The organism is Paenibacillus paeoniae, assembly GCF_003388735.1.
Lineage (GTDB): Bacteria > Bacillota > Bacilli > Paenibacillales > Paenibacillaceae > Pristimantibacillus > Pristimantibacillus paeoniae.
In genome coordinates this window covers 453,804-473,287 of record NZ_QUBQ01000002.1, presented here as the reverse complement: position 1 = coordinate 473,287, position 19,484 = coordinate 453,804, and the positions used below count along the sequence as shown (strand labels likewise).

The 19,484-nt window shown below is 51.8% G+C and carries 17 protein-coding genes; 16 read left to right on the top strand and 1 reads right to left on the bottom strand.

Translation table 11 applies throughout. The features are described from left to right. Window positions 1–22 precede the first annotated feature (22 nt). The 12 genes from purM to DX130_RS14395 all read left to right on the top strand — a co-directional run bounded on the left by purM (window position 23) and on the right by DX130_RS14395 (window position 14,904). Window positions 23–1,066 (top strand): phosphoribosylformylglycinamidine cyclo-ligase, encoded by a 1,044-nt coding sequence (gene purM, locus DX130_RS14450; protein ID WP_116046531.1) that lies wholly within the window; start codon window positions 23–25, stop codon window positions 1,064–1,066. Next, window positions 1,066–1,680: a phosphoribosylglycinamide formyltransferase gene (purN, locus tag DX130_RS14445; RefSeq protein WP_116046529.1), complete on the top strand. Its 615-nt coding sequence runs from the start codon at window positions 1,066–1,068 to the stop codon at window positions 1,678–1,680. Before purM ends, purN begins: the two co-directional genes overlap by 1 nt. 116 nt (window positions 1,681–1,796) lie before the next feature. Beyond that, a complete protein-coding gene (gene purH / locus DX130_RS14440) occupies window positions 1,797–3,344 on the top strand; it encodes a bifunctional phosphoribosylaminoimidazolecarboxamide formyltransferase/IMP cyclohydrolase (RefSeq protein WP_116046527.1) in 1,548 nt (515 codons plus the stop codon). Window positions 3,345–3,381: 37 nt separating this feature from the next. Beyond that, window positions 3,382–4,647 carry a phosphoribosylamine--glycine ligase gene (gene purD / locus DX130_RS14435; protein WP_116046525.1) on the top strand — a complete coding sequence of 422 codons (1,266 nt, stop codon included), beginning with the start codon at window positions 3,382–3,384 and terminating at the stop codon, window positions 4,645–4,647. A 995-nt stretch (window positions 4,648–5,642) separates the two neighbouring features. After that, complete coding sequence (locus tag DX130_RS14430; protein WP_116046523.1) at window positions 5,643–6,722, top strand: polysaccharide deacetylase family protein; 1,080 nt, start codon at window positions 5,643–5,645, stop codon at window positions 6,720–6,722. Between the two features lie 23 nt (window positions 6,723–6,745). Beyond that, window positions 6,746–8,215 carry a VCBS repeat-containing protein gene (locus DX130_RS14425; protein WP_116046522.1) on the top strand — a complete coding sequence of 490 codons (1,470 nt, stop codon included), beginning with the start codon at window positions 6,746–6,748 and terminating at the stop codon, window positions 8,213–8,215. A gap of 4 nt (window positions 8,216–8,219) precedes the next feature. Continuing rightward, entirely contained in the window at window positions 8,220–9,041 is an 822-nt protein-coding gene (locus DX130_RS14420) for a response regulator transcription factor (protein WP_116047204.1), read from the top strand. Next, entirely contained in the window at window positions 9,038–10,441 is a 1,404-nt protein-coding gene (locus tag DX130_RS14415; protein ID WP_165861287.1) for a sensor histidine kinase, read from the top strand. The genes DX130_RS14420 and DX130_RS14415 overlap by 4 nt, the downstream gene beginning before the upstream one ends. A 342-nt stretch (window positions 10,442–10,783) precedes the next feature. After that, window positions 10,784–11,617 (top strand): alpha/beta hydrolase, encoded by an 834-nt coding sequence (locus DX130_RS14410; protein WP_116046519.1) that lies wholly within the window; start codon window positions 10,784–10,786, stop codon window positions 11,615–11,617. Between the two features lie 314 nt (window positions 11,618–11,931). Continuing rightward, the gene (locus tag DX130_RS14405; RefSeq protein WP_116046517.1) at window positions 11,932–13,011 is read left to right on the top strand and encodes a DUF3048 domain-containing protein; all 1,080 of its coding nucleotides are present in this window, start codon (window positions 11,932–11,934) and stop codon (window positions 13,009–13,011) included. Between the two features lie 261 nt (window positions 13,012–13,272). Next, complete coding sequence (locus DX130_RS14400) at window positions 13,273–13,884, top strand: DUF47 domain-containing protein (protein ID WP_116046515.1); 612 nt, start codon at window positions 13,273–13,275, stop codon at window positions 13,882–13,884. 24 nt (window positions 13,885–13,908) lie between these two features. After that, window positions 13,909–14,904 (top strand): inorganic phosphate transporter, encoded by a 996-nt coding sequence (locus DX130_RS14395; protein ID WP_116046513.1) that lies wholly within the window; start codon window positions 13,909–13,911, stop codon window positions 14,902–14,904. An 80-nt stretch (window positions 14,905–14,984) separates the two neighbouring features. On the opposite strand, the gene DX130_RS14390 is transcribed toward DX130_RS14395, so the two are convergent. After that, complete coding sequence (locus DX130_RS14390; protein ID WP_116046511.1) at window positions 14,985–15,542, bottom strand: tyrosine protein kinase; 558 nt, start codon at window positions 15,540–15,542, stop codon at window positions 14,985–14,987. A gap of 229 nt (window positions 15,543–15,771) precedes the next feature. Here DX130_RS14390 and DX130_RS14385 point away from each other — a divergent pair, with 229 nt between their 5' ends. The 4 genes from DX130_RS14385 to rlmD are packed head-to-tail and all read left to right on the top strand — an operon-like array spanning window position 15,772 to window position 19,297. Further along, window positions 15,772–16,062, top strand: coding sequence for a YerC/YecD family TrpR-related protein (locus DX130_RS14385; protein WP_116046509.1), 291 nt, complete (start codon window positions 15,772–15,774; stop codon window positions 16,060–16,062). A gap of 14 nt (window positions 16,063–16,076) precedes the next feature. Further along, a complete protein-coding gene (locus tag DX130_RS14380; RefSeq protein ID WP_116046507.1) occupies window positions 16,077–16,850 on the top strand; it encodes a sirohydrochlorin chelatase in 774 nt (257 codons plus the stop codon). 26 nt (window positions 16,851–16,876) lie between these two features. Beyond that, window positions 16,877–17,785, top strand: a complete 909-nt coding sequence (locus DX130_RS14375) for a diacylglycerol kinase (protein WP_116046505.1) — start codon at window positions 16,877–16,879, stop codon at window positions 17,783–17,785. Window positions 17,786–17,824: 39 nt separating this feature from the next. Further along, window positions 17,825–19,297 (top strand): 23S rRNA (uracil(1939)-C(5))-methyltransferase RlmD, encoded by a 1,473-nt coding sequence (rlmD, locus tag DX130_RS14370; protein WP_116046503.1) that lies wholly within the window; start codon window positions 17,825–17,827, stop codon window positions 19,295–19,297. Window positions 19,298–19,484 lie beyond the last annotated feature (187 nt).

Below are 19,484 nucleotides of genomic sequence, written 5' to 3'. Positions count from 1 at the left end.
TACACTAAAGGAGTGGACCCATTTGTCAGAAGCGTACAAAAAGGCCGGCGTTGATATTGCCGCAGGCAACGAAGCCGTCGAACGGATGAAGAAGCATGTGAAGAGAACGTACCGTCCTGAAGTGATGGCGGAGCTGGGCGGCTTCGGCGGTCTGTTCGGCCTGAACAAGGATAAGTACGAGGAGCCGGTGCTCGTATCGGGAACGGATGGCGTTGGCACGAAGCTGATGCTGGCTTTTGCGATGGACAAGCATGATACGATCGGCATCGATGCGGTCGCGATGTGCGTCAATGACATTATCGTACAAGGCGCGGAGCCGCTCTTCTTCCTCGACTATCTGGCATGCGGCAAGGTTGTGCCGGAGAAGATCGAAGCGATTGTCAAAGGCATCTCTGAAGGCTGCGTGCAAGCCGGTTGTGCGCTGATCGGCGGAGAGACGGCGGAAATGCCGGGCATGTATTCCGTAGACGAATATGATATGGCAGGGTTCACGGTCGGCATCGTCGACAAGAAAAAAATGATCGACGGCTCCACAATCAAGCCGGGCGACGTCGTATTGGGCTTCGCTTCAAGCGGCATCCACAGCAACGGCTTCTCGCTTGTTCGCCGTCTGTTGCTGGAAGAAGCGGGCTACTCGCTGGAGCAGCAGGTGGACGAGCTGGGCGGAGCAAAGCTGGGCGACGTGCTGCTTGAGCCAACGCGCATCTATGTGAAGCAAGCTTTGGCGTTGATCGAGAAAGTTAACGTTAAGGGTATGGCTCATATTACAGGCGGCGGCTTTATCGAGAACATTCCGCGTGTCCTGCCTGAAGGCGTAAATGTGGAGATTAATTACGGCTCGTGGCCAATTCTGCCTATCTTCGACTTGATGCAGAAGAAAGGCAGCATCAGCAACCGCGATATGTTCACAACTTTCAATATGGGTATTGGCCTGGTTATTGTCGTTCCGGAAGAGCAAGCGGAGCAAGCGCTTAGCGTTGCAGCCGAGCTTGGCGAGAAAGCGTACCGTATCGGTACCGTTACGGAAGGCAGCCGGATCGTAACGTTCCAAGGAGCTGACGTGTAATGGCGGCGCTTCGCATCGCGATATTCGCGTCGGGACAGGGAACGAACTTCCAGACGATTGCCGATGCGGTGCGGGAGGGGAAGCTCGATGTCACAATCGAGCTTCTTGTTTGTGACAAGCCGTCTGCTCCCGTCATCGAGCGGGCGTCGCAAGCGGGAGTAGACGCCTTTGTATTCAAACCCAAGGATTACCCGTCGCGCGAGGCTTACGAGAGTGAGATTCTGGAGGAGCTGCGGGCACGTCAGGTGGATCTGATTGTCCTGGCCGGCTATATGCGCATTCTGACTCCTACGCTGGTGGAGCCTTTTATGGGCCGCATGATTAATATCCACCCGTCGCTCCTGCCATCATTCCCAGGCATGAATGCCATTGGACAAGCGCTGGAGCATGGCGTGAAGATTACAGGCGTCACCGTTCATTATGTCGATGGCGGTCTTGATAGCGGTCCGATCCTTGCACAGACGGCTGTCGCGATTACGGAAGAGGATGACGAGGCTTCGCTTACCGTCCGGATTCAGGCGGCTGAGCGGGAGCTGTATCCTGAAGCGATCCGGCTCATCGCGCAAGGCACCGTCACGATCGAGGGTCGCAGAGTGGCCGTTGGCAAGCGCTAATAGCATGTATGGGTTGGTTCGTCAGTAATACCCGAAAGCAAAGCTTCAAATGAGAGGCTATTCGATAAATGAAAGAACATCATATCCAATTGGTCAAATAAAAGGAGGACATTGGCGTGGCTATTCGCAGAGCGTTAATTAGCGTTTCCGACAAGACGGGCATTGTAGAGTTTTCCAGAGAGCTTGCGAACCAAGGCGTTCAAATTATTTCGACAGGGGGCACGTTCAACCTGTTGCAAAAGGAAGGCGTACCGGTCATCGGCATCTCCGACGTTACTGGTTTCCCGGAAATTCTCGACGGACGCGTCAAGACGCTTCATCCGGCTGTCCACAGCGGACTGCTGGCTGTGCGTGACGACGAAGAGCATCAGAAGGCGATGAAGGAGCTTGGTCTGGATTACATCGACCTTGTTATCGTCAATCTGTATCCGTTCAAAGAAACAATCGCCAAGCCGGATGTGACTTATGAGGACGCCATCGAGAACATCGATATCGGCGGTCCGACTATGCTTCGCTCCGCTGCGAAAAACCACGCGTTTGTAACGGTTGTTGTGGATGCTTCCGATTATGCTTCCGTACTGGAAGAAGTGAAGGAGCAAGGCGATACGACGCTCCAGACGCGCAAGCGCCTCGCGGCAAAAGTATTCCGCCACACTGGATCTTACGATGCGCTTATCGCCGATTACCTGTCGAAGCAGACAGGCGAGCCGCTGCCTGAATCGTATACGGTTACCTACGAGAAGGTACAGGATCTTCGTTATGGAGAGAACCCGCATCAGAAGGCTGCCTTCTACCGCAAGCCGCTTGCCGCTTCCGGCAATGTGACGACGGCGGAGCAGCTGCACGGCAAAGAATTGTCCTATAATAATATCAATGACGCCAACGCGGCACTGGCTATTCTGAAAGAATTCGATGAGCCGGCTGTTGTGGCGGTTAAGCATATGAATCCTTGCGGCGTAGGCATCGGTGCAACGATCCATGAAGCCTACCAAAAAGCGTATGAAGCGGACCCGACGTCCATCTTCGGCGGTATTGTAGCGGCGAACCGCACAATCGGCGCAGATACGGCTGAGCTGCTGGGGAGCATCTTCCTGGAGATCATCATCGCGCCTGACTTTACACCGGAAGCGCTGGAGATTTTGACGAAGAAAAAGAATATTCGTCTGATGAAGCTGGGCGAGCTGAAGGCAGCCGCTGAGCGCAAGCCGGAATGGCTCGTAACTTCGGTAGACGGCGGCATGCTCGTACAGGAGAGCGATGTGCATAGCCTGACAGAGGCCGATCTGAAAGTGGTCACGAACCGCAAGCCGACAGAAGAAGAAATGAAGCAGCTTCTATTCGGCTGGAAAGTCGTTAAGCACGTGAAGTCCAATGCTATTCTGCTGGCGAAAGGCGATACCACGGTAGGCGTAGGCGCAGGCCAAATGAACCGTGTAGGCGCAGCTCGCATTGCCATTGAGCAAGCCGGAGAGAAAGCTGTTGGCTCTGCACTGGCTTCCGATGCGTTTTTCCCAATGGGAGACACGGTGGAACTGGCGGCAAAAGCAGGCATTACAGCGATCATTCAGCCAGGCGGCTCCATTAAGGATGAGGAATCCATCGCTGCGGCTAACGCGAACAATATCGCAATGGTGTTCACAAGCGTAAGACACTTCAAGCACTAAGAGAAGTTCCGTTCAATTATTTGGGAGGTTTGCGAACATGCGTATTTTGGTTATTGGCGGCGGCGGACGCGAGCATGCGATTTGCTGGGCATTGAAAAAAAGCGAAAAGGTGAAGGAGCTGTTCTGCGCACCGGGCAACGCGGGCATCGGGCAAATCGCGGAATGCGTGCCGCTGGCTGTATCTCAATTCGACGAATTGACTCAGTTTGCAAAAGAAGCTTCGATCGACCTCGTATTTGTAGGTCCGGATGATCCGCTGGCAGATGGCATTGTGGACGCGTTCGAAGCGGCGGGCATTCCGGCTTTTGGACCGGATAAGAAAGCGGCTGAAATCGAGGGCAGCAAAATCTTTATGAAAAATCTGCTCAAAAAATACAATATCCCAACGGCCAAATACGAGACGTTCACGGAGTATGAGTCGGCGCTGGCTTATTTGAAAGAGCAAGCGACTCCGATCGTCATCAAGGCAGACGGTCTTGCAGCAGGCAAGGGTGTGACGGTCGCAGCAACGATGGAGGAAGCCGAGAAGGCGCTTCGTGAGGCGATGGTGGACAAGGTGTTCGGCGACGCTGGCAACCAGATCGTGATTGAAGAATTCCTGGAAGGACAAGAGATGTCCATTCTGGCGTTCGTAGACGGCGAGACGGTAAAGCCAATGGTGCCGGCGCAAGACCATAAGCCAATCTTCGATGGCGACAAGGGTCCCAATACAGGCGGCATGGGTACATACACGCCGCTGCCGCATATCGAGCAAAGCATCATCGACGAGTCAATCGTCAACATCATTAACCTGACAGCCAAAGCGATGGTGAGCGAGGGACGTCCGTTCCGCGGTGTACTGTTCGCAGGCCTGATGATTACGAAGGACGGTCCGAAGACCATTGAGTTCAATGCGCGTATGGGCGATCCGGAGACTCAGGTTGTATTGCCAAGACTGAAGACCGATTTGGTAGATATCGTGCTTGCGGCTATGAACGGCAGATTGGCCGATCTCGATATCGAGTGGAGCGATGAGGCGGCAGTGTGCGTCGTAGCGGCATCTGAAGGCTACCCGGCAACTTATCCGAAGGGCCGCGTCATTACGGGCATTGCCGACGCGGAAGCACAGGGAGCGCTTGTGTTCCATGCAGGCACAGCATTGAAGGACGGAGAATTGGTCACAAGCGGCGGACGCGTGCTTGGTATTGTCGGCCTCGGCCGCGATATCGCAGAAGCTCGCGCAAGAGCTTATGAGGCAAATAGCGTTATTCAGTTCGAAGGTAAGCAGAACCGCACGGATATTGCCGCGAAGGCGCTTGTCTAACGCATATCACAAACGAATAAGGGACTTTTAAGAAAAGCTCGTTCTTTCCTGATTTCAGGAGAGAATGGGCTTTTCTTGTGAATTATTGCATGGTCTGCAACTTTATTGGTCGTTAATAGGTTCTAAGGAGAGGAGCACCAGTCTACACAATTGAACATGTTTCTTAACCTACAATGAAGGGAGATGAAATAAGGCTTAACCTACTAATCCGTGCTTGATAGTCAAGCTATCAATCGATCGCGGTTAAATTTTACGAAAATGTCTGCTTTATAGCGGTGTGTCATCGCTATTTTCACATCGGCGAGGGCAACAAGTGCCCTAATGGTCACCGTAGTCCGTTAGAAGCGAAAATGCAGCAAAATGAGATGATAACGGTCACGGATGACCCTTACAGGCTGAAAAGGGACGATTGCGGGGAAAAACGTTTTCTAATGGCCGCGGATGTCCTTTAGGATCGGGAGTATGTAAAAATCAGCCTCTAAAGGTCAGCGGTGACCGTTAGAGTTAGATGCTGGCCCTTTCTGTATTTGGAAGACAACCTATCTTTCGTCGTTGTGATAGACGAACTCTGCATCGTCTATGCAGAGAATACTACGAATGCACTGACTCAATCACCTGCTCTTCTGTCACAAGGAAAAGTGCTCATGCAACAAGCTATTTTTGATTTGATTTTCAATTAGTGCATGCGGATTGGGCAAAAGAACAAATTAAAGAATTTAATTATGAAAAAAAGAAAAATGATGGAGCCTCAGAAACTGAAGATGATGTTGTGAGTCATTTTATGAGTCATAGTATGATTTATTTAATTGGTGATTAACAGGCGTGTGATTGCGTATGGCGAACAACTGAAAATGGCGGTGACAAAAAGGTCCGAGCTCTCGTGCAGCAGTGGGACCTTTTTGTCATTTATTCCCGAAAGGTGTTACTAATTTGTAACTCTCTCATTGTTCTAATTTACTATGATAGATGTATCAGCGGAATAGAAGGTGAATGAGATGAAAACAAGAAGAAAACAACATCGCAGACTGGCAGCTTTCATCATTATGGTCGCAATTGTCGCTTGGGTTGGAGGATGTACGGCAGGAAGCTCATTTGGATTATCGGCCATCATACCTTCGAAGGAAAAAGGCTCGCAGGTTATTGGAGAGCATGCATCGGGAGGGGGAAATAACGTTGACAAGGGAGGCACGACCATTGGTTACGTGCCCGGAGAAAATAAGGGAAATGGCAGTAAAGGACAATCAGGTGAGCAAGGCGGAAACACGGAGAAGCCTGGAGATGATGGAAGCAACGGTCATCAAGGGGAGCAAGGGACAGGAAACAAGGATGGGCAAGGCAAGGATAACAACGAATATAATGACCCTGATGAAAAGGGCGGAAGCACTGGCTCTGGATCAGAAGGGAATGAACATAATGGCAATACCGCTGGCAATCAGAATGGAGAGGGAACGACGGGCGGCAAAGATGACGGCAAATCTGTCGTCACACCGCCAGGAACGGAAGAGAAACGCGTCGCGCTTACGTTCGACGATGGGCCGGATTTGAAGTATACGACAGCGATTCTGGATATTTTGAAGGAGAAGGGTGTCAAAGCGACTTTCTTTGTAGTAGGCACACAGGTGGAGAAATATCCGGAAATCATGAAACGCATGGAAGATGAAGGCCATGCGATCGGCAATCATTCACAGTCTCATAAGGATCTTAGCAAGCTGGGCAAGTCAGACATTCTATCCCAAGTCAGTCTTGCCGACAAAGCGCTTCACGACGCTTTGGGCTGGACACCGACACTATTCCGCGCACCGTACGGCGCTGTATCAGATACGCTGAAAAAAGTGATGAAGGAACAAAATCGCCGATTAGTGGGCTGGACAGTCGACACACGGGACTGGGCAGGCACGTCTGTCGCTGATATGAGAGAGATGATTCGAAAAGGAACAAAGGCTAATGGTATAATATTGATGCATTCATTCGGTGGGAAACATATACGCAATACGGTGGATATGCTTCCGGGTGTAATCGACGATCTTCAGAAGATGGGATATACGATGGTCACCGTTGACGAGATACCCCACTAGCCGCCAATTGAAAAGGAGACTCCATGGAGAAGCGCTTCCGGCATCAGAAAATAGATTCACGTATCAGGAGCGGGAGCCGGTCATCCCTGCTCCTCTTCGCGTTGCTTGCGCTTGCGTTTGTTGCTGCAGGCTGCAAATATACGGCAGCTCCGGCGGATTTGCTGCAGAAGCCGGCTATTGCAAAGGATAAAGAGGAGCTGTCTGCTGCCATTGAGAAGGCGTTGCCGCGGTTCAGCATGCTGATGATTCCTCATCGAGACGACTACAAGGAAGCGATCCGATTGCTGGACCTCAATGGCGACGGCATCGATGAAGCAGTGGTCACCTACTACAATGAATACAGTACGCCTGAGATTGTTGTGCTGCGGCAGACGGAATACGGCTGGCGTCAGTCTGTTCTGGTGGAGCAGCCGCTCGCAAGGGACATCGCTTGGCTCAAGCTGGTGGATATGGACCGCGACGGGGAGTACGAGCTGCTAGTTGGCTGGATTGGAGCGTTCGACAGTCCTAATGTGCTGGAGCTGTATTCGTTCAATTCCAAAGCGGTGCGCAACGACAAGGGCCGACTGACGCTGAAGCCGATTCAGTCGTTGCCGTACAGTCAGGCGGAGGTCGGCGATTTGATCGGCAACAGCAGGCAAGAGCTTGTCGTCATCGATTCGCTTGGCACAAGCGGCGAGTATGAGATGCCATCGCATTATTTGAGCATATACTCCTGGCAAAAAAACACGCTGAACCGTGTACTGAATATGTCACTGCCACAAGGAACCAATGCGTTCGAGCGTCTGCTTGTAGGCAGAGTGTCGGAGTATCATAACGGCCTCTTGCTTGAAGGAGGCACAGGCGCCCATAGTACGCTCACCTATATGTATGCTTGGGAGAACGGGGGGCTGAAGCTGGTTTATCCCAATGAAAGTCGCGGTCTGGACGGCTTGAGCGGAAGGCCTACTGTCAGCGGAGATATGAATGGAGATGCCATCCTAGAGCTGCAATGGACGAAGGAATCGCCTGGCTTTGAGGAAGTGCCCTACGCGGACAGCATCTGGATGAATGAGTGGGTGCAATGGGACGGGAAAGACGATTTTGAATTAGTTGCGGAGCAATTCCTTGATTATACGTATGGCGTGAAGCTGGATATACCAGAGGAGTGGACGGGAACCTATACCATGAACAGGCCTTCGGCGGCATCGTATGGCATTGTTACGTTTCACTACTGGAATGAGGCTGCGAGGCTAAAGGCGGAGCTGGCTACGCTGTATGTCGTCCCGATCAAGCAGTGGGGCAACGTGGAAGCGGCCTGGAAGGAAGAGCATCGGTCTTATCGTCAGATTGCGTTGGACAGCGGCAATGTCTATCTGGTTTCGTTCGCAGCAAACGTGCCGGATTCGCTCCTGGAAGGGGACAAGGAGATTTGGCTGAATATGAAGAAGGTTGAGATGCAATTCTCTTCCTACTTGAAAATAGTGCATGATGACAGAGATGAATGGCGGTGAAACAATGCGTATCTTGTTGCTGGAAGATGAGGAGTCTATACGCGGGTTTGTTCGAATTAATTTGAAAAGAAACGATATGGAAGTGACGGAAGCGGAGAACGGGGAGGACGCGCTTGCGCTGGCCGACTCGGAAGGGCCATTCGATATTGCGCTGCTGGATGTCATGCTGCCCACGATCGACGGCTTCGAAGTATGTGAGCAACTGCGGACAAAGTATCCCCGCATCGGAATCATTATGCTGACGGCCAAGTCGCAGGAAGAGGATAAAATTAGGGGACTGGAGCTTGGCGCAGATGATTATGTGCAGAAGCCGTTCAGTCCGGGAGAATTAATCGCCAGAATTAAGTCGCTTCATCGCCGCATGCACGCCGATGTATTGCCAGCCCACGATACCGCTGAGCCAGGTGGGGCAGAAGTGAGCGAAGCCGGATTGGCGGAGCAGCCAGGAGGAAGCAGCAGCGTCTCTGAGCAGCGCAGCGGGCATGGGGCGGATATAAAGAAACTGTACGTGGAGCGGGAGCTTGTGAGCGGTCGCTTCCGGCTGTCGATCGCGGAGAGAAGACTGTGGAAGAACGAGGAAGAAGTGATTCTGACACCTACAGAATGGACGCTTGTGCGGCTGCTTATGGAGCGGGAAGGAGAGAGCGTCAGTCGAGACCATATTCTGACCGAGGTCTGGGGACGCTATTATGTAGGCGACTTGAAGGTCGTAGACGTCAATATTCGCAGAATTCGGCAAAAAATCGAATTCAATCCCTCGGTGCCGTCTATCATTGAGACGGTATGGGGGTATGGCTACCGCTGGAAACGGAGCGTGCCGGAATGAGAAGCGTTCAGACCCGGATGGTTTGGAGCTATTTGTTGCTTATTGTGCTGGTCGTCAGCGTGCTGGGTGCAGCCTTCGCAGCTTTGATGTGGAATTATTATTATGGCAGCGCGCAAAGCTCCGTCAAGCAGCGGGTGGAGTCGGCAATGGCTCTGCATAGCCGGTCATTGTCTTCCTTGACGCTGCAGGATCAAGCGGATTATTTGCTCCAGTACATGTCAGAGGGAGGACCTACCCGCATTCAATTGCTGAATAGCGCAGGCGAGCTGCGCATTGATTCGGATGGCTTCTCACCCAATATCCGATACACGACAGGCGACGTCAGGTCGGCGGCTACCGGTGAGGTGGGAAGCTGGACAGGGGTGGACCCCTACTTCGGCCAACGGGTCATATCGGTGACGGCCCCTCTATGGAACGAAGCGAGAGTAGTCTCAATGATTCGATATACGTCCTCGCTTCAGCAGGTGGATGACATGGTTGCTCAGCTTATTCGGATGACGTTCATTGTAGGCGTCGCGGTCGTTCTGTTGTTCCTTGGTTTGAGCCTGTTCCTGGCTCAGCGAATTGTCATGCCCATTCGGGAGCTCACAAGAGCAGCCCGCTATATGGCGGAGGGCGATTGGTCTAAGCGGGCAATGAAACGAGGCGATGATGAGATCGGGCAGCTGGCTGAGACGTTCAACACGATGGTGAGTGAGCTGAACAAAAGGGAAAAGCTCAAAAACGATTTTATCTCTTCTATCTCCCATGAGCTACGCACGCCTCTTACCTCCATTAAGGGCTGGAGCGAGACGCTTAAGGAAAGCGAGCCCCAAGAGGATGACGAGGAAGTCAAGATGGGCCTCTCGATTATTAGCAAAGAAACAGAGAGGCTTGCGGGTCTGGTTGAGGACCTGCTGGACTTTTCGAAGCTGTCGGCAAGTACGATGGAGCTTCACACGGAGACGCTGGATTTGAACGGACCCGTCAAGGAGACGGTCCGTCAGCTTGCCGTACGCGAGGAAGGGACGAAGGTTAAGCTGATCGCATCCTATGTCAACGGTTCGCTCGTTGTGAATGGAGATGCGAACCGTCTGAAGCAGGTTATTATTAACCTGATCGACAATGCGTTCAAGTTCACGCCGGCAGAGGGAACGATTCGAGTATCGACCACCCTGGAAGGGGGATCGGCGGTTGTGACAGTGAGCGACACAGGGAGCGGAATTGCAGGGGAAGATCTGCCGCATGTGATGGAGAAGTTCTACAAGGCGAGCAACAGCCACGGCGGTTCAGGGCTCGGACTGGCAATTTCGAAGGAGATCGTCGAGCTCCACGGCGGCAGGATGTCGATTGACAGCGAACGTGGAGCCGGAACGATTGTAACGATTCATTTGCCGCTCTTGCAGAGGGATGACGGCTAGCCGCGCTATTCTTTATAGAACAGCAGCTTGCGGTTTGCGATGACGTAGATGACCGCAATCAGAGCTCCTGCTCCTAACATAATGGACAGCCAATTTTCTTTGAGCCAAGCAACCCAGGGGGGCATATAACACCTCCGTATAAGATGGACCTCCTCAATGGGAGGTCCTGATTTATGGGAAAAGCCGAGGAAATCTTCTCTAGGTTACCCCTTTTTACTAATGCGATATGCAGAAGTTATTCTTAGCATTGACAGTGAAAACGATCGATGTTACTATAGCTTTAGTTAATTCATAGTATACGGGTAGGAATTATTGTATATATAGGAAAGCGGAGGTATGGACATGGAGAAGCAGTTGATCTTACGACATGAGGGATTGGAGCTTACGGCAACGCTTCACTATCCAGTAGAGGTCGAGAGCAAGAAGGGCAGCAAGGATTCGGGCAAGCGGCAAGCGATCATTATCTGCCATGGCTTTATAGGAAGCCGAGTCGGCGTTGATCGATTGTTCGTGAAGACAGCAAGGGCGCTGGCTGAGCAAGGCTCCTTCGTGCTGCGATTCGATTATGGCGGCTGCGGCGAGAGCAATGGCGATTACGGATCGCTTGGCTTCGACGCTATGGTGGACCAGACGAGAACAGCTATTGATTATATTGCCGGCATGGACTGCGTGGATCCCCGCCGCATCGTATTGCTCGGCCACAGTCTGGGCGGCGCCATATCCATAATGACTGCGGTTAAGGACAAACGGGTTAAACGGCTAGTGCTGTGGTCTCCAGTCGCTTATCCATTCAACGATATTGTACGAATTGTCGGACGGGGCAGCTATGACGAAGCAGTCCAATCTGGCAGCACCGATCATGCCGGCTATACGCTGCAGCCGGTCTTCTTCGATTCTCTTATGCAGCATCAGCCGTTCCAGTCCGCGACACGCTTCGGCGGAGAGGTACTGTTGGTCCATGGCACAAGCGACGAGCTGATCCCGGTCGATTACAGCTTCCTGTATCAGAAGGTGTTCTGGACGCGCAGCGAGGGGCTGTGCGACAAGGAAATTATATTCCAAGCCAACCATACGTACTCCAGCCGCCCGCATCAGGAGGAAGCGATTCGGGTCACCACGGAATGGCTGGAGAGACTTGACCGCCAGCAGCAAGAATGGCATCACTGGTCTATCTAATGACGACTGCAATAATCCGAACAATCCCAAGACGCGTCTTCCTTCTGGAGGGCGCGTTCTTCTGTAGGCAGCGTCGTAGAGATGCACTTGTACTTTCAGTTGCAGGGAATTGAGAGCTGTAAATCGATTTGCCTGATGGAGTTTTCGTTGGGAGATGGAGGGAATTAACTCGGTTAATGGAATTTTAATCAAATAAACCGTAATTTTGTCGAGACAAGCCGCATCATTCTATGATTAAATAAAAATGAGGTGTAAGCGGATTCGAAAGTGCTGTGTGATGTCCTACTATTAATCTAGTAAAGGCGGGTTATGGAATGAAATTCGGATTGCGAACTTCTACGGCTGCCGCACTGGCAAGCCTCTTCTTGTTATTGGCGGCATGCAGCGGCGACAAAGCGGCTATTACGAATCCTACTGATTCGCCTGCCCCCATTGAGACGGAATTGCCAAGTACGGAGCCGACGCCGAAGCCGTTCTCTGCCCCGCTAACTGGCGTGGAACGAGATGATGAAGCTAAGGATCGTCCCATTGCGGTATTAATCAACAACTTCTCGGCAGCTCGACCGCAGTCAGGTCTGACCAACGCGGACGTGGTGTGGGAGGTTCTGGCCGAGGGAGGCATAACAAGGCTGGTAGCGGTCTATCAAAGCACGGATGCTATGGAGGATACGGTTGGACCCATTCGAAGCAATCGGGCTTATCTGATCGATATCGCGGATACATACGGCGCTGTAATGGTTCATGCTGGCGGCAGTCCAGAAGCGTATGGCATTCTACAAAAGCAAGGAAAGCCGTATTTGGATGAAATTACGAACGCAGGACCTTACTACTGGCGTAGCAAAGAGCGAAAGGCCCCGCATAATCTGTACTCCAACTTGGAGAAGATGCATCAAGGTGCGGAGAAGAAAGGCTATAAGAACGATCTTCCAGTTGCGACGTATCCGTTCACAGCGGAAGGAGCCATTACGGGAAGCGCAGAAGCTGCTGCGGAATCGGCTACAAAAATCGACATAACCTTTTTGATGCAAAGCTATAAGGTAGGATATCTGTATGACGAAGCAACCGGACTTTATAAAAGAAGCATCAATGACGAGCCTCATATTGATCTGAACAATAATGAACAGCTTAGCGCCACTAATCTCGTCGTGTTCGAGACCGGTCACAAGACACTGGACAACGTCGGCAGGCTAGCGGTAGATCTGCAATCTGGAGGAGCAGGCTATTTGTTCCAAAAGGGCAAACGAATCGATATCGAATGGGTTCGCAGTCCCGATGGCATGGTTCGATTCAGCAAGGATGGCAGCGAGGTTCCGTTCTTGCCGGGTAAGACGTACATTCACATTGTACCGAATAAGCCGGCCCTCGCCGACCATGTGGTTCTAAATCAGCAATAATTAGGATGCAATGGGCAATACTAAGAACGAAGCGAGTTTGCCTCGCATGCGTTCTAAAGATCGGCGCGAAGATGCGATCCCGGACGGGATTGCATCTTTTTTCGTCATTTTGGGACAAAAATATATTTTTTTATTGTTAAGGTTCAAGAAATATGATTAAATTTTTCATGAACGTTTACACTCCGTTAACAATTCGGTAGTAAACTGATTCAGGTATGTGTCACAGACAGCTTAACATTCTAAGTCGATAAGGGGATTGACATGTTCAAGAAGAAGGATATTTTCTTTAAAACGCTCGAAGAGATGGCAGACACAATAGTTGAGGCGACGGAATACTTTGCGAAAGGTGTATCCGATTTATCTGACGTATCGGCTTTCGCCAAAAGAATGAAGGAATTCGAGAGCCAGTGCGATCAGTACACGCATACGATACTGAAGGAATTGAACAAGACGTTCATTACACCAATCGAACGTGAGGACATTATGGCACTCACGACTTCCCTTGACGATGTACTGGATGGTATCGAGGCATGTGCTTCCCGATTCGAAATGTACCACATCCGTGAGAAAGACGAGTACATTACGTTGTTCGCGGACGTTATCGTACGTTCTACGCATCAGATCAAGAGCGCAATCTACCTGTTGACACAGAAAAAACTACTCGCGATCCGCGAGCACTGTATCGCTATTAATGAGCTTGAGAATCAAGGCGATGATGTGCTTCGCGTGTCGATTACGACATTGTTCGCTAACGTAAAGGATCCAATTGAGCTGATCAAGCGCAAGGAAATCTATGAAAGACTTGAGCAGACGACCGACTACTGCGAGGATGTAGCCAATACGCTGGAATCGATCATCATGCGCAATAGCTAACTTTAGGGAGTAGGGGTCGTCATTATGGAATTGTATATATTATGGATCGTTGTTTTTTTGGCGCTTTCGTTTGACTTTATTAACGGGTTTCACGATACAGCCAATGCGATTGCCACATCCGTATCTACTCGTGCGCTGAAGCCAAGATTTGCGGTATTGATGGCCGCTGTCATGAACTTCCTCGGCGCGCTTACCTTTACGGGTGTCGCCAAGACGATCGGAGGCGGCGTTGCCAATCCTGCTGACCTGGAGTTCGGGGTCGAAATTGTCATTGCTGCGCTTCTTGCCGCAATCGTTTGGAATTTAATCACGTGGTGGTTCGGCATTCCTTCGTCCTCCTCTCATGCGCTGATCGGCTCCCTTGCCGGAGCGGTTATTGCGGGTGCAGGGATGGGCTCGATCAATGCATCGGGTTTTACCGATATCTTGAAAGCTCTGCTCATATCGCCGCTGATCGCTTTTGCAGCAGGTTTTATCCTCATGTGGGTGCTTAAACGCGTATTTGCGAATGCCAGTCCGCATACCGTGAACAAAGGCTTCCGCTCTGGTCAGGTCATTACAGCCATGTTCCAATCGTTCTCGCATGGTACGAATGACGCGCAGAAGGCAATGGGTATTATCGTATTTGCCCTTGTTGCGGCTGGCGTTCAGACGAATATGGACGTTCCGCTGTGGGTTAAGCTCTCGGCAGCGACAGCTATGGCGCTGGGAACTTCCGTGGGCGGCTGGAAGATTATCAAGACGATGGGAACGAAGATTTTCAAAATCGAGCCAATTAACGGATTTGCCGCAGACATGGGCTCTGCAGCTGTTATTTTGACCGCGACGCTATTCCATCTTCCTGTAAGTACAACTCATGTCATTACCTCGTCCATTCTGGGCGTAGGCAGCGCCAAGCGGTTCTCCGCAGTGCGTTGGGGAGTAGCAGGCCGAATTCTCGTTGCTTGGGTCATTACGATTCCAATCACCGTATTTCTTGCTATGATTTTCTTCTGGATTATTAAAGCGTTGTTCTTGTAAAATCGGACTTCGTAAGAAGACGAAGGACAGCTGCTCCCAGGTATGGGCGCAGCTGTCCTTCTTGCGTGCTTCTGAGGAGCTTAACGTTTTCGTCTGGAGCCGCGCCTTCTGCTGGTCGTGCCGCTCTTGGATCTTCCGCTGCCGGTACCGCTTCGGCGGCTCTTGCGCCTGCTCGGTCTGCGCTCACTGCTTGAGCCGCCGCTGCTTTCCTTGGATTTTTTGCCGAATGTGCCCATAAATACTTTCGCCAGCGGAGCCATCTGCGTGATGCTGCCGACAACCTTTTGAACTTTGGTGATGGTAGTTAGTATGCCGTCCAGACCGCCCATCCGGTCGACAAAGCCTTTGATTTCATTCAGATTGGCAAGACTGGTCAGATTAGAAAGCGAGAAGCCCTTCTTCGGCTGCACCTCCAGTGTCTGGCTCGGCGGTATAACGGCCGGCAGCAGGCTCGGGCTTGCCTGTGTCTGCGAGATATGGACGTTTTGCGGCGGTGTGGCATCGCCGGTATGATGAAAGGCTTCTTGCTGCCCGTTGTAAGGACGGCTTAACGGATTTTGCCCTTGCTGCTGCGCATAATCCTGGTTGCGCCCAGCGCCTCCACGATTGCCGACGCCGGGATATTGATGATAATTCAAGGAGATCACAACCCTTTTTTTAATAGTCTATGGGATAGGCGATACAGTGGATTGGACGAATGCCCGGATTTGGAATAAAATTATAGATATATGCCCTGTCGCAGGATGACAATGCCGCATCAGACGGGCTTTCTTCTTACATCCTATAAAGCGTGAATACGGTAACGTTTGAAAAATAATCCTTAAACCTTTACAATGATAGCAATAGTACTCATGGGAGTGAATGCGAATGCAGCTGAAGAAGCTGAATGATAAAGCAATAGACCAATTATTTGAAGCCATCCTTACATTGAAATCGGTTGAGGAATGTTATGTTTTCTTTGATGATTTGTGTACGGTTAATGAGATTCAATCGTTGTCCCAACGACTGGAGGTAGCCCGTATGCTTGGCAAAGGCAGCACCTATAACCAGATCGAAGCGGAGACGGGTGCCAGCACAGCGACAATCTCGAGGGTTAAGCGTTGTCTGAACTACGGCAACGATGGATATAAGATGACATTAGAGAGACTGGGCCGCTAGGGGAAGGGCTCCATATGAATCCCGGCATTCTGGTCGTTAGTCACGGTTCCAGGGAAAATAATTGGGTTAACCTTTTAGATGAAGCCGTACGCCAAGCATCGGGCAGCATGAACGTGCCCGTTGTTTCTGCGTTTCTGGAGATCGTCGGAGGAAGACTTATTCAGGATGGTATAGACGAGCTAGAGAAACAGGGAGTAACGGACATGTTCGTACTCCCGTTATTCGTTTCTTCCGGCAGCACCCATGTCGATGAGATCGGTCAAGCGTTTGGATTTTCCCCGTTGACTGATTTTGAAGGAGACTTGGGTTTGTTTCGTGTGGAGGCGAATGTGCATTACGGCTCCCCGATTGACGATGACGAAGACATCGCAGAGATGCTGTGGTCGCATATTCAGGAGCTGTCGACGTGCCCGGAACGGGAGGCCGTGCTGCTGATTGGCCATGGCAGCAAGGAGCCTGTCTTCCATGAGCGTTGGCAGACCGGATTGTCCGGTCTTGCCGAGCGTGTAGGGAGGCGCGGCGGATTCCGTAAGGCGGATTATGCGATGCTGCTGCCCGATCAAGCAGCGGGCAAGCTGGATGCGCTCCAGCAGCAGAGTGAAGTCGATGATGTCATCGTTGTACCTGTTTTTCTGAGTCAAGGATATTTCACGAATAAAGTAATACCCGCAAGGCTTCAAGGATTAGCCTACCGGTACAACAGCCGCGCCATGCTGCCTCATCCAGCTATCGAGAATTGGCTCAAACGGCAGATGACCGACTGGCTGTCCCGAAACGGTTATTGCTAGTGTTCCATAAGGAGGAGCGAGTTGCAATGAAACGCGCGAGGCTAATCTATAATCCGACATCCGGAAGAGAAGAGATGAAAAAACGGCTCCCGGATATTTTGCAGCGGCTTGACCAAGGCGGTATTGAGGCGACCTGTCATGCTACGATTGGAGAAGGTGACGCCACGCTTGCTGCTGCCGATGCGGCGGATCGAGGCTATGATATGATCATCGCGGCGGGCGGCGACGGGACGCTCTATGAGGTCATCAACGGTCTGGCGAATAAGCCGAACCGTCCGCCTCTGGGCATACTGCCTGTCGGAACAACGAATGACTTTGCGCGAGCGACGGGCATTCCGAAGCATTGGGAATACGCATGCGATCTCATCATCGGCCAATATACAAGACCAGTCGATGTGGGCGTGGCGAATGAGCGTTATTTCATTAATATTGCCGGCGGCGGATCACTAACAGAGCTGACCTATGATGTGCCAAGCAAGCTGAAGACGATGGTTGGGCAATTGGCTTATTATATGAAGGGTCTGGAGAAGATGACACGTCTGCGTCCGACCGAGCTGAAATTTGTGGCAGAGGGCGTCGGTGAATTTCACGATGAGTTTATGATGTTCCTGATCTGTAACAGCAACTCCGTAGGGGGCTTCGAGCGTCTTGCACCGGATTCCAAGCTGGATGACGGCTTGCTCGACGTGCTGCTGATTCGGAAGATGAACTTGGCGGAGTTTATCCGGCTTGTTACGCTGGCTCTTCGAGGCGAGCACTTGTCAGATCCGCATGTCATTCATTTGCGCACGAATAGTCTGAAGGTAACGACACCGGATTACGTACAGATTAACCTTGACGGTGAATACGGCGGCGTATTGCCAGCCCACTTCTCGGTGCTGCCTTCGCATCTGCGTATCTTCGCAGACGAGACGGGTGTATCGACGTACCGTTAATAGGACAGTCCATAGCAAGCTAGAGAGAACGGAGAAATTATGACTAGAAAATCTGGAAGAAGCGCGAGGAGCGTAAGACCGACTAAGGCGAGCTACAACACTCCGTTTCAAAAAAATGAAGAAGTCACAGTCGACCTGGTCGGCCTGACACATGATGGTGACGGGGTGGGCCGGGCGAACGGCTTTACCCTTTTTGTTCAGGGAGGGCTTCCCGGCGAGCAGGCGCGCGTGCGTGTTATGAAGCTGAAGAAGCAATACGGCTACGCTCGCTTGCAGGAGCTGGTGAAGGCCAGCCCGGATCGCATTAACCCGCCATGCGATATCTACAAGGAATGCGGTGGCTGCCAGTTGCAGCACTTCGACTATGAAGCGCAGCTAGCCTGGAAGCGGCAGCATGTCATCGATAACTTGACGCGCATTGGCAAGCTAAGCGTGGTTGGTGAGAAAGACGCTCAGGATGGCGTTATCGTACATCCGACCATCGGTATGGATGATCCGTGGCGCTATCGCAACAAGGCGGCTGTGCCTGTCGGTGCGGCAGGGGAGAATGGCGAGCTGGTTGCCGGCTTCTACGCGCGCGGTACTCACCGCATTATCGATATGGATGATTGCCTGATTCAGCATGAGCATAACGACGAGGTCGTTCGCGTCGTGAAGAAGGTTGCGCGTGAGCTGCGTATCCAGCCGTACGATGAATCGACGGGCAAGGGTGTCCTGCGCCATATTATGGCTCGGACCGGCGTTGTGACGGGCGAGATTATGGTCGTGCTTGTGACGAACGGCAAGAGGCTGCCTCGCCAGCCGGAGTGGATCGAGCATCTGCGCGCTTCGCTGCCGGGACTGAAGAGCATCGTGCAGAACGTGAACGAAGAGCATACGAACGCGATCTTCGGTGATGAGACACGCGTCCTGTGGGGAAGTGAGTTCATCTATGATGAGCTGGATGGGATTCGATTCGCGATCTCGGCGCGCTCGTTCTATCAGATCAATCCGGCTCAGACGGTGGCTCTGTACCGCAAGGCGGTGGAATATGCGGCGCTTAGCGGCAAGGAGAGGGTCATTGACGCGTATTGCGGCATTGGTACGATCTCGCTATTCCTGGCGAGACAAGCCGGCCATGTCTACGGCGTCGAGATTGTGCCGGAGGCGATCGAAGACGCGAAGCGCAACGCGGCGCTGAACGGCATCGATAACGCCAGCTTCGAAGCGGGTCCCGCCGAGGTCGTCATGCCTCGCTGGCGCAAGGAAGGCGTAGAAGCCGACGTCGTCGTCGTCGACCCGCCGCGCAAGGGCTGCGACCCGGCGCTGCTGGAGACGATCCTCGCGCTCCAGCCGAAGCGCGTCGTCTACGTGAGCTGTAATCCATCCACGCTAGCGCGTGATCTGCGCATCCTGGAGGATGGTGGGTATAAGACGGTGGAAGTGACTCCGGTGGATATGTTTCCTTGGACGGTTCATGTGGAGAGTGTGGCTTTGTTGGAGCGGGATGGTATAGAGGATGAGAAGGTTTGATGTACAAGGGATTCATGTTGTACAGTTTTTCTAAAATGAGTGTAACAGGACGATTTTAGAGAGTTGCCTTAAATTTGCCGTAAACTGTAGAGAGAGCAGAGTAAAAGTGAATAAGGGAGAATGAAGAAGCCGACGTTGGATGACCACTATCCAAACGTCGACTTTTCATTTTTTAATATTATTTATT

Excerpts from the sequence above, each read along its gene's own strand:
- purN (WP_116046529.1), top strand. The coding sequence starts at position 1,066 with ATGGCGGCGCTTCGCATCGCGATATTCGCGTCGGGACAGGGAACGAAC.
- purD (WP_116046525.1), top strand. The coding sequence starts at position 3,382 with ATGCGTATTTTGGTTATTGGCGGCGGCGGACGCGAGCATGCGATTTGC.
- DX130_RS14430 (WP_116046523.1), top strand. The coding sequence starts at position 5,643 with ATGAAAACAAGAAGAAAACAACATCGCAGACTGGCAGCTTTCATCATT.
- DX130_RS14425 (WP_116046522.1), top strand. The coding sequence starts at position 6,746 with ATGGAGAAGCGCTTCCGGCATCAGAAAATAGATTCACGTATCAGGAGC.
- DX130_RS14420 (WP_116047204.1), top strand. The coding sequence starts at position 8,220 with ATGCGTATCTTGTTGCTGGAAGATGAGGAGTCTATACGCGGGTTTGTT.
- DX130_RS14415 (WP_165861287.1), top strand. The coding sequence starts at position 9,038 with ATGAGAAGCGTTCAGACCCGGATGGTTTGGAGCTATTTGTTGCTTATT.
- DX130_RS14410 (WP_116046519.1), top strand. The coding sequence starts at position 10,784 with ATGGAGAAGCAGTTGATCTTACGACATGAGGGATTGGAGCTTACGGCA.
- DX130_RS14405 (WP_116046517.1), top strand. The coding sequence starts at position 11,932 with ATGAAATTCGGATTGCGAACTTCTACGGCTGCCGCACTGGCAAGCCTC.
- DX130_RS14400 (WP_116046515.1), top strand. The coding sequence starts at position 13,273 with ATGTTCAAGAAGAAGGATATTTTCTTTAAAACGCTCGAAGAGATGGCA.
- DX130_RS14395 (WP_116046513.1), top strand. The coding sequence starts at position 13,909 with ATGGAATTGTATATATTATGGATCGTTGTTTTTTTGGCGCTTTCGTTT.
- DX130_RS14385 (WP_116046509.1), top strand. The coding sequence starts at position 15,772 with ATGCAGCTGAAGAAGCTGAATGATAAAGCAATAGACCAATTATTTGAA.
- DX130_RS14380 (WP_116046507.1), top strand. The coding sequence starts at position 16,077 with ATGAATCCCGGCATTCTGGTCGTTAGTCACGGTTCCAGGGAAAATAAT.
- DX130_RS14375 (WP_116046505.1), top strand. The coding sequence starts at position 16,877 with ATGAAACGCGCGAGGCTAATCTATAATCCGACATCCGGAAGAGAAGAG.
- rlmD (WP_116046503.1), top strand. The coding sequence starts at position 17,825 with ATGACTAGAAAATCTGGAAGAAGCGCGAGGAGCGTAAGACCGACTAAG.